General features: G+C 73.1%; 7 protein-coding genes. All 7 read left to right on the top strand.

From position 1 onward, the window contains the following. Nucleotides 1-290: 290 nt before the first annotated feature. Entirely contained in the window at nucleotides 291-1,574 is a 1,284-nt protein-coding gene (locus E4P38_RS22500) for a multidrug effflux MFS transporter (protein ID WP_135134224.1), read from the top strand. Nucleotides 1,575-1,681: 107 nt separating this feature from the next. Continuing rightward, nucleotides 1,682-2,983: a phytochrome sensor protein gene (locus E4P38_RS22505; protein WP_135134225.1), complete on the top strand. Its 1,302-nt coding sequence runs from the start codon at nucleotides 1,682-1,684 to the stop codon at nucleotides 2,981-2,983. Between the two features lie 87 nt (nucleotides 2,984-3,070). Next, entirely contained in the window at nucleotides 3,071-4,309 is a 1,239-nt protein-coding gene (locus E4P38_RS22510; protein WP_135134226.1) for an MFS transporter, read from the top strand. Between the two features lie 216 nt (nucleotides 4,310-4,525). Further along, nucleotides 4,526-5,032, top strand: a complete 507-nt coding sequence (locus E4P38_RS22515; protein ID WP_135134227.1) for a (2Fe-2S)-binding protein — start codon at nucleotides 4,526-4,528, stop codon at nucleotides 5,030-5,032. After that, nucleotides 5,029-7,524 carry a molybdopterin cofactor-binding domain-containing protein gene (locus tag E4P38_RS22520; protein WP_135134228.1) on the top strand — a complete coding sequence of 832 codons (2,496 nt, stop codon included), beginning with the start codon at nucleotides 5,029-5,031 and terminating at the stop codon, nucleotides 7,522-7,524. The genes E4P38_RS22515 and E4P38_RS22520 overlap by 4 nt, the downstream gene beginning before the upstream one ends. After that, nucleotides 7,521-8,378 (top strand): xanthine dehydrogenase family protein subunit M, encoded by an 858-nt coding sequence (locus E4P38_RS22525; protein WP_135134229.1) that lies wholly within the window; start codon nucleotides 7,521-7,523, stop codon nucleotides 8,376-8,378. Before E4P38_RS22520 ends, E4P38_RS22525 begins: the two co-directional genes overlap by 4 nt. A 93-nt stretch (nucleotides 8,379-8,471) precedes the next feature. Then, nucleotides 8,472-9,389, top strand: a 918-nt coding sequence (locus E4P38_RS22530) for an SRPBCC family protein (protein WP_245161240.1), incomplete at its 3' end; no start/stop codon positions are given.

Here is a 9,389-nt window from a genome sequence, read left to right on the forward strand (position 1 = left end):
CCAACGCGGTCGCCGCCTGGTGGCCGCACCGCCGCCGGGTGGGACCGGTCCGTTTCGCCGCCGCCCGGCGACTCGAGGACCTCGCCTACGGCGCCGGCCTCTGGTGGGGGGCCGCCCGCGCCCGCGATCCGCGCGCTCTCCTGCCCGCCCGCCCGTCCCGCTGACCGGAATCCCGACGAAAGACTCCGCCGACCCGGAATGACCGGCCGCGTCGGTGGCTTGTCGCCCGTGTACGGCGGTTCGAGCCAGCGTGGGCCCCGCGGAACTTCCCGACGCCCGAGGGGCCCCCTATGACCGCCATCCAGGAACGCGCCGCCGATCCGGCGACCGAGGTCCCGATCTCCGCTCCGGTCGCACCCCCGGGTGCCGCACGTACCGCGCTCACGCTGGGCGCCTTCGTGGCGATCGGCCCGCTGACCATCGACATGTACCTGCCGGCGCTGCCCACCATCACGCGCGAGCTCGGGACGACGGCGTCGACCGTCCAGCTGACCCTCACCGGCACCCTCGTCGGCCTGGGGCTCGGCCAGCTCGTGCTCGGGCCGCTGTCGGATGCGTTCGGCCGCCGGCGTCCGCTGCTGGCGGGCACCGCGCTGCACGTGCTGGCCTCGCTGCTCGTGCTGGTGGCGCCGAACGTCGCCGTCCTCGGCGCCCTGCGGGTGCTCCAGGGCGTGGGTGCCGCCGCCGGCGCGGTCATCGCGATCGCCGTCGTCCGCGACCTCTACAACGGGCGTGCCGCGGCGACCATGCTCTCCAGGCTGTTCCTCGTCCTCGGGGCGGCGCCGGTGCTGGCTCCCACCATCGGCGGGGAGATCCTCCGGTTCACCTCCTGGCGGGGCGTCTTCGCGCTGCTGGCGGTCTACGGCCTGCTGATGCTCGCCGTCGGCTGGGCGACGCTGCGGGAGACCCTGCCGCCCGAGCGCCGGCGCAGCGCGGGGATCCGCGGCACGCTGCGCGGGTACGGCGACCTGCTCCACGACCGCACCTATGTCGGCCTGGTGCTGGTCGCCGGGCTGACCATGGCCGGGCTGTTCAGCTACGTGTCCGGCTCGGCCTTCGTCTACCAGGGCGAGTTCGGCCTCGACGAGCAGCAGTTCGGGCTGCTGTTCGGCGCGGGGGCCTTCTGGCTCATCGCCGCCACCCAGCTCAACCCGCTCGTGCTCCGCTGGTGGGAGCCGCAGCAGGTGCTGGTCGCCGGCACCGTGGGCGGAGCCGTCGCCGGTGGCGCGCTGGTCGTGCTCGCGGGGACGAGCACCGGCGGGCTGCCCGCCGTGGTCATCTCCCTGTGGGCGGTGCTGTTCGCCTGCGGGCTGGCCCTGCCGAACGCCCCGGCCCTGGCGCTGTCGCGCCACGGTGAGGCGGCCGGCTCCGCCGCCGCGCTGCTCGGCGCCATCCAGTTCGGCGTCGGCGCCCTGGTCTCCCCCGTCGTGGGCGTGCTGGGCAACGACGCGGTCGCGATCGGCATCGTCGTGGTCACCGCGCTGACGCTGGCGATCGTCGTCCTGGTCGTCGTGGTGCGGCCGTGGACGCTGGTCGCGCCCGACGACGAGGACGTCGTCCTCCCCGTGCACTGACGCCGGGTCCGGTTGTCCACAACCGGATATCTGGTGGAAACCGCCGGCACAGGTCACGATGGGCCTGACATGAGCCACTGGCCGCGGTTCGTCCTGTGCCTCCGGTCGTGAACCCTTGGCTGGCGCTCCCCGCTGGGCGGCCGGGCCCGGAGCACGTCCGGCGGCTGCGCGCTGCCCACGAGCGGCTGGTCACCGGCACCGAGCTTCCCGACGACGCCGTGCGGGTCGTGGTCCGCGAGTCCTGGCGGCGCTCCCTGGGCAGCGGTGTCGACCCCGACGGGTTCGCGCCCCCGGTCGACCTGCTCGACGACGACCTGCTGGCCTACCGCGAGGCCCATCCCCTGGCGACGGTGATGCCGGTGATCCGCCGGCTGCTGGTCGAGGACGCCGAGGACGACAAGATGATCGTCGCGGTGACCGATGCCGGTGGCCGCATGCTCTGGGTGGAGGGCGACCCCAGGCTGCGCTCGCAGGCCGCCGGCATGCACTTCGTCGAGGGGGCGCGCTGGGCCGAGGACGTCGTCGGCACGAACGCCCCTGGCACCGCCCTGGCCGTCGACCACGCCGTCCAGATCTACGGCTCCGAGCACTACCGCCGTCCCGTCCAGCCGTGGAGCTGCTCGGCCGCCCCGGTGCACGACCCGCTCACCGGCGTCCTGCTCGGCGCCATCGACGTGACCGGCGGCGACCACGTGGCCAGTCCGCACGTGCTCACCCTGGTGCGGGCCACGGTGGCCGCCGTCGAGTCGGAACTGCGCTGGCAGCACCGGGAGCAGGCGCAGCGCACGCCCCGCAGGCTGCCGTCGCCGCTGCAGCCGCCGCGGCTGGAGGTCCTCGGCCGGGAACGGGCGCGGCTGACGGTGCCGTCCGGCCCGATCGAGCTGTCCCTGCGCCATTCCGAGCTCCTCCTGCTGCTCGCCGAGGCCGCCGTGGCGGGCGAGGGGCGCACCACGGCGCAACTGGCCGCCGAGTGCCATCCCGGTGACGCCGCGGCCGTGACCGTCCGCGCCGAGCTGTCCCGGTTGCGGCGGCTGGTCGGTGCCGACCTGGTGGGCTCTCGTCCCTACCGCCTGCTCGGGCGGGTCGACAGCGACCTGGACCAGGTGCGCCGGCTGCTCGCGCGCGGATCGGTCGGCTCGGCGCTGGAGCGCTATCCGGGTGCGGTGCTGCCCGGCTCGCACGCCCCGGGGGTCGCCGCGGCCCGCGCGCGGGTGGCCGCGCTGCTCCGGCAGGCGGTCCTGCGCAGCCGCCGTCCCGAGCTGCTCCTGCGCTACGCGCAGCTGCCCGAGGCCCGGGACGACGTCACCGTCTGGCAGACCTGCCTGGAATGGCTGCCGCCCAGCTCACCCCGGCGCGCGACGGCTGCGACGCACCTGCTCCGGCTGAGACGCGCACCACGTCTTCGCTGACGCGCCGAGCTGCGGGAATGCGGGCGAGGGGACGGGCTCTTGGCAGCATGAGTGAGTGAGTCAGCCCCGACGACCGTCCCTCCACAGGTGAGCCCTCCGCGGCGCAGCACCCTGCGGGTGGTGGTCGCGGTGGTCGCCCTGGCCCTCGGCGGCTTCGCGATCGGCACCACCGAGTTCGTGACGATGGGCGTCCTGCCCGACATCGCCGACGGCGTGGGGGTCGACATCCCCTCGGCCGGCCACGTCATCTCCGTCTACGCGCTCGGCGTCGTCGTCGGGGCCCCGGTCATCGCCGCGCTGTCCGCCCGGCTGCCACGCCGGGCCCTGCTCGTCGGCCTGATGGGCGCCTTCCTGGTCGGCAACGCGCTGACCGCGCTCGCTCCCGGCTACCGCACGCTGCTGGTCGCCCGCTTCCTGACCGGGCTGCCGCACGGGGCGTACTTCGGCGTCGCGTCGCTGGTGGCCGCCTCCCTCGTGGCGCCGCACCTGCGCGGCCGGGCCGTCAGCTCGGTCATCCTCGGCCTCGCGGCAGCCATGCTCACCGGCGTCCCGGCGGCCACCTGGATGGGGCAGCAGCTCGGCTGGCGGTCGGCGTACTGGCTGGTGGTCGTGCTCGCCGCGATCACGGTCGCCGCGGTGCTCGCCGTCGTCCCGTCGTCGCCCGGGCGCGCGGAGGCGACGATCCGCGGCGAGCTGGGCGCGCTGAAGCGACCGCAGGTGATCCTCACCCTCCTGGTCGGCGTCGTCGGCTTCGGCGGCATGTTCGCGCTCTACAGCTACATCGCCCCGGTCGTCACCGACGTCGCGCAGCTCTCCCGCGGGACCGTGCCGTGGGTGTTGCTCGTCTACGGCGCCGGCGGTGTCATCGGGACTGCGCTCGGTGGCCGGCTGGCCGACTGGTCCCTCTTCCCCTCCCTCGTCGGCAGCCTGGTGTTCCTCGGCGTGCTCCTGGCCGTCGTCGCGCTGGTCTCGCCCTGGGCGCCCGGGCTGTTCGTCGGCGTCTTCCTCGTCTCCATCGGTGCCTCGGTCATGGCCATCTGCATGCAGATGCGGCTGATGGAGACCGCGGGCGACGCGCAGATGCTCGGTGCCGCGCTCAACCACTCCGCGCTCAACATGGCCAACGCGCTGGGCGCCTGGCTCGGCGGACTGGTCATCGCCGCCGGGCTCGGGTACCGGGCGCCGAGCGTCGTCGGGGCCGGTCTCGCCGTCGCCGGCCTGATCCCGCTGGCCCTCTCGGCCGTCCTCCGCCGCCGGACCCGCGACGCCGCCGTCCGTGCCGATGCCCCCGTCGGACCTGCGCGGGTGCGGGTGCCCGCGGCCTGACGCTGCAACGCACTGCAACGTTGCCGGCTGCGCGGCCGCCGGGGCGGAAGTCGCAGTTCAGCCCGGGATTCCGGGCTTTTCGCACCGGTCGGGCCCGGGGGCACGCCCCGCCCCTGCCCGACGGCTGGGTAAGCCTGGCCTAAGTCGCCGCTCCGTTGACAGACTCCGCCGTGTACTCCGGAAGTGACCGGGGCCACACCTCAGAGCGGAGGATCGGTGACCCAGATTTCTGTGCGGGTCGATGGCGCGTCCTACAGCGACGACGTCGAACCGCGGACGCTTCTCGTCCACTACCTGCGGGAGCAGTTGGGGAAGGTCGGCACCGTCGTCGGGTGCGACACCAGCAACTGCGGCGCCTGCACGGTGCACCTGGACGGCGAGGCCGTGAAGAGCTGCACCGTCTTCGCCGTCCAGGCCGACGGCAGCGAGGTCACGACGATCGAGGGCATCTCCTCGAACGGCACCCTGCACCCGATGCAGAAGGCGTTCCACGAGATGCACGGCCTGCAGTGCGGGTTCTGCACCCCGGGGATGATCATGGCGTCGATCGACCTGGTGAACGACAACCCGAACCCGAGCGACGACGAGGTCCGCGAGGGCATCGAGGGCAACCTCTGCCGGTGTACCGGCTACCAGAACATCGTCCGGGCCGTGCAGCAGGCGGCCGCCGAGATGAGTGGCGGCACCGCGCCCGCCACCGAGGCCCTGGGGGCCCAGTCATGACTCTCGTCGAGGAACCGGTCGCCGCGCAGGCGCCGGAGGCCGAGATCGGCAAGGCGCGTCTCCGCAAGGAGGACGCCCGCCTGATCACCGGCAAGACGACCTGGACCGACAACATGGTGCTGCCCGGGATGCTGCACCTCGCGGTCGTCCGCAGCCCCGTGGCGCACGCCAAGATCACCAACGTCGATCTGACCGCCGCCCAGCAGGCGCCGGGCGTGATCGCCGTCTACAGCGGCCGCGACTTCGCCGACGAGCAGGGCTCCATCCCCTGCGCCTGGCCGGTCACCCCCGACATGGTCAATCCCGGGCACCCGTCGGTGGCCGTCGAGGAGGTCAACCACGTCGGCGAGGCCGTCGCGGTGATCGTCGCCCGCAGCAAGACCGCCGCGCAGGACGCCGTCGAACTGGTCGACATCGACTACGACCCGCTCCCCGTCGTGCTCGACATGGAGAAGGCCGTCGGGCAGGACGCCCACCTGTGCCACGACCACATCGACTCCAACGAGAGCTTCAACTTCGTCTTCGACGCCGGTGAGGCGGGCACGGGCGGGAACACCGAGCAGGCGTTCGCCGACGCCGAGGTCGTCGTCAGCCGGCGGTTCGTCCAGCAGCGGGTCATCCCGGCCTTCATGGAGCCTCGCTCGGTGGTCGTCCAGCCGCAGGGCGACAACTACACGATGTGGGCCGCGACCCAGATCCCGCACATCCTCCGCGTGATGCTGGCGATGATCACCGGCGTCCCCGAGCACAAGCTGCGCGTGATCGCCCCCGACGTCGGTGGCGGCTTCGGCGGCAAGCTCCAGGTCACGCCCGAGGAGGTCATCTGCATGCTGGTGGCCCGGCGCCTGGGCAAGCCGGTGAAGTGGACCGAGACGCGCAGCGAGTCGCTGATGTCGGCCCACCACGGCCGCGACCAGATCCAGTACATCGACATCGCCTCCGACCGCGAGGGCAACGTCAAGGGGCTGCGCTGCCGCATCCTCGCCGACATGGGCGCCTATCTGCGGCTCGTGAGCCCAGGGGTACCGGTCCTCGGTGCGTTCATGTTCGTCGGGATCTACAAGTTCCCCGCCTACCGCTTCGACTGTCGGGGCATCTTCACCAACAAGGTGCCCACCGACGCCTACCGCGGCGCCGGCCGGCCAGAGGCCACCTTCGCCATCGAGCGGATCATGGACGAGCTCGCCGTCGAGCTGGACATGGACCCGCTGGAGCTGCGCCGGAAGAACTGGATCAAGGCCGAGGAGTTCCCGTTCACCACGGCGGCGGGGCTCGAGTACGACAGCGGCGACTACGAGCAGGCCACCCAGCAGGCCCTCGAGCTGCTCGGCTACGACGAGCTGCGCGCGGAGCAGCGTCGCCGTCGTGAGTCGAACGACCCGGTACAGCTCGGCATCGGCTTCTCCACGTTCACCGAGATGTGCGGGCTGGCCCCCTCCCGGGTGCTCGGCTCGCTCGCCTACGGGGCGGGCGGCTGGGAGAACGCGTCCATCCGCATGCTGCCCACGGGCAAGGTCGAGGTGGTCACCGGCTCCACGCCGCACGGCCAGGGTCACGAGACGGCGTGGAGCCAGCTCGTCGCCGACTCGCTCGGCGTGCCGTTCGAGGACGTCGAGGTGCTGCACGGCGACACCGCGATCTCCCCGCGCGGGCTGGACACCTACGGCTCCCGGTCGCTGGTCGTGGGCGGCGCGGCCGTGATGAAGGCCGCGGACAAGGTCGTCGCCAAGGCCCGCAGGGTCGCAGCCCACCTGCTCGAGGCGAGCGAGGAGGACCTCGACTTCTCGGGCGGCAGCTTCTCGGTGCGCGGCACGCCCGGCACGGGGCTGTCGATCCAGGAGATCGCGCTGGCGACCTTCGCGGCGCACAACTTCCCCGACGGCATGGAGCCCTCCATCGACGCGGAGGCGACCTTCGACCCGGTCAACTTCTCCTTCCCACACGGCACGCACCTGTGCGCCATGGAGGTCGACACCGAGACCGGCATGGTCAAGATCCGCAAGTACGCCTGCGTGGACGACGTCGGCATCGTCGTCAACCCGCTCATCGTCGAGGGCCAGGTGCACGGCGGGCTGGCGCAGGGCATCGCGCAGGCCCTGTACGAGGAGGCCGTCTACGACGCCGACGGCAACCTGACGACGGGCACCTTCGTCGACTACCTGGTGCCGTCGGCTGCGGACCTGCCGCACTTCGACACCGGCAACACCGTCCACGCCGCACCGGGCAACCCGATCGGCGCCAAGGGTGTCGGCGAGGCCGGCTGCATCGCCAGCACGCCGGCGGTCGTGAACGCCGCGTTGGACGCCGTCCGGCACCTGGGGGTGTCCGACATCCTCATGCCGCTGACGCCCGAACGGGTCTGGCGGGCCATCCATCAGGGCGGGGACGGCGGGGACCGCGCCACGGCCGGCACCAACGCCTACGGCGGGGCACAGACCGAGACCACCGCCGGTGTCTCCACCGACGCTTCCTCGCTGGGAGGGGACCGATGATTCCCGCTGCCTTCGCCTACGCCCGGCCGACGACGATCGACGAGGCGCTGCAGGCCGTCGCCTCGGGCGGTGAGGACGTCAAGATCATGGCCGGGGGGCAGTCGCTGATCCCAGTCATGCGGCTGCGCCTGGCCGCTCCGGAGACCGTCGTCGACCTGACGAAGGTCGCCGAGCTGCGCGGTGTGCGGGACGACGGCGACGCGATCGTCATCGGCGCGATGACGACGCACTCCGACGTCATCTCCGACCCGCTGATCGCGCAGCACGCCCCGCTGATCGCCGAGGCGACCGAGACGGTCGCCGACCGGCAGGTGCGCCACCGGGGCACGTTCGGCGGCGCGCTGGCGCACGCCGACCCGGCCGGTGACCTCCCGGCCGTGGCCCTCGCCCTGGATGCCGAGTTCGTCATCGCCGGGCTGGGCGGCCGGCGCACCGTGCCCGCCGCGGAGTTCTTCGTCGACTACCTCACCACCGCGCTGGCGGAGGGGGAGCTCCTCGTCGAGATCCGCATCCCGAAGCTGCCGGGCACCTGGGGCATGCACTACGAGAAGTTCAACCGGGTGGCCCAGGCGTGGTCGATCGTGGCGGTGGCCGCGCTGGTCCGCACCGAGGGAGGCCGGATCGCCGAGGCGCGGATCGGGCTGACCAACATGGGCCCGACCCCGCTGCGGGCGAGCGGTGTCGAGGCGGCGCTGGTCGACGTCGAGGCGACGGCGGAATCGGTCGCGGCGGCGGCGGAGCACGCGGCGGAGGGCACCAGCCCGAGCAGCGATCTCAACGGGCAGGCCGACTACCGTGAACACCTCGCCAAGGTGCTCACCCGCCGGGCGGTGACGGTCGCCGCCGGGCTGTAGCGTCGTCGGCAACCGCTGTTCCGTACTCGCTCGTTCCGGCCGGTTCGCCCCTAGGGTGGACCGGCCGAGACGTATCGCTCCAGGAGGTCAGCCGTGCAGCTGGAGAACTCGTTCACCGTGCCCGTGCCCATCGACGAGGCCTGGCGGGTGCTCCTCGACATCGAGCGGATCGCACCGTGCATGCCCGGCGCCGCGCTCGACACCGTGGACGGCGACGACTTCACCGGCCGCGTGAAGGTCAAGCTCGGCCCGATCAACCTGACCTACCAGGGCAAGGCATCCTTCATCGAGAAGGACGAGGCCGCGCACAAGGCGGTCATCGACGCGCGCGGCAAGGACCAGCGGGGCAACGGCACCGCCGCGGCCGTCGTCACGGCGAAGCTAGCCGCCGAGGGCTCGATCACGCGGGTCGACGTGCTGACCGACCTCAACATCACCGGCCGGCCCGCGCAGTTCGGCCGCGGTGTGATGACCGACGTCGGCAACAAGCTGCTGGGACAGTTCGCCGACAAGCTCGCCGCCCAGCTCGGCGAGGGTGACGCGCAGGGCGACGCGGCCCGTGCCGAGAGCGCCGCCGCGTCCGGCGCGGCGACGGTCGCCGCGACGGCCGCGGGCGCGGTCGAGGAGGTCGCGGCATCGGCCGAGCAGGCCGCCGGTGACGGTGCGGCCGGCAAGGCGGTCAAGAAGGCCGCGGCCGCGACGAAGAAGACAGCCGCCGCCGCCACCGACAAGGTGACCGAGACGGCGGCACCGGCCAAGGCCGCTCCCGCCAAGACGGCGCCGGTCAAGGCCGGTCCCGCCGCCAAGGCCGCACCCGCGAAGGCTGCTCCCGCCAAGGCCGCACCCGCCGCCGCCACGGCGGCGCCGGCGAAGACCGCTCCGGTGAAGGCGGTGCCCCCGCGGGAAACGCCGACGGCCATCGCCGCGACACGCGGCACCGTGACCGGGGACACCCCGTCGGGTAGGGGCGGGTGGCGCGACGCCGGTAGTCTCGGGGGGTGCCCCGCGGTG

It is taken from the genome of Blastococcus sp. CT_GayMR16 (assembly GCF_004570875.1).
Taxonomy (GTDB): Bacteria; Actinomycetota; Actinomycetes; order Mycobacteriales; family Geodermatophilaceae; genus Blastococcus_B.

Bases quoted from the DNA above. Each gene is read 5' to 3' on its own strand.
- E4P38_RS22525 (WP_135134229.1), top strand. From the start codon at position 7,521: ATGATTCCCGCTGCCTTCGCCTACGCCCGGCCGACGACGATCGACGAG.
- E4P38_RS22520 (WP_135134228.1), top strand. From the start codon at position 5,029: ATGACTCTCGTCGAGGAACCGGTCGCCGCGCAGGCGCCGGAGGCCGAG.
- E4P38_RS22500 (WP_135134224.1), top strand. From the start codon at position 291: ATGACCGCCATCCAGGAACGCGCCGCCGATCCGGCGACCGAGGTCCCG.